Origin of the sequence: Curtobacterium sp. MMLR14_002 (genome assembly GCF_001864975.1) — a bacterium.
Classification (GTDB): Bacteria; Actinomycetota; Actinomycetes; order Actinomycetales; family Microbacteriaceae; genus Curtobacterium; species Curtobacterium flaccumfaciens.
Genome location: NZ_MJGT01000085.1, coordinates 4,092 through 4,614, shown reverse-complemented (window position 1 = coordinate 4,614; position 523 = coordinate 4,092). Strand labels below are relative to the sequence as shown.

Annotated in this window: 1 protein-coding gene and 1 pseudogene; one reads left to right on the top strand and one right to left on the bottom strand. The window is 69.0% G+C overall.

Annotated elements, in window-relative coordinates; translation table 11 throughout:
* Positions 1–215 (bottom strand): annotated as a pseudogene (locus BIU91_RS15050) (lipoate--protein ligase B); the annotation flags it as partial.
* Positions 216–299: 84 nt separating this feature from the next.
* On the opposite strand from BIU91_RS15050, the gene BIU91_RS19010 reads away from it, so the two are divergent.
* Positions 300–523: hypothetical protein (locus tag BIU91_RS19010; RefSeq protein WP_216099675.1), on the top strand; the 224-nt coding region annotated here is incomplete at its 3' end.

Here is a 523-nt window from a genome sequence, read left to right as displayed (position 1 = left end):
CCACCACGGTCGGTGTCGACGACCGGGGCGCCGTTCGTCGGCAGGTCGGACGGTTCGGTGCGGCGTCCGGCGGTGTACACGGACGGGTGCTCGCAGAGGACGAGGGCCCCGGGGGAGCGGCCGGCGACGACGTCGGCGTGCAGGTCCCGCTGCAGGGCGAGGCCGTCCGCGTAGTCGAGCAGGCCGTGGTGGCGGACGATCTCGAGTTCCGGCATGCGGCGAGCGTACGACAGTTTCTGGACGGCGTCCAACAACCGGGTGCTTGACCTCAACAATGGTTGAGATGGTCCGATGAGGACATGGACATCCGACAGGTACAGCTCGCCACCCGATCGCTCGCCGACACCGCCCGGTTCTACGAACGACTGGGGTGTCCGGTCGAGATCGTCGACGCCACGGTGCGCGTCGTGGTGGGGTCGACGCTCCTCGTGTTCCGCGAACTGCCGGAGATGACCGGAGTCCTGCACCTGGCGATGACCATCCCCACGGGGACGTTCGACGCGGCCAAGGCCTGGATCGCCGG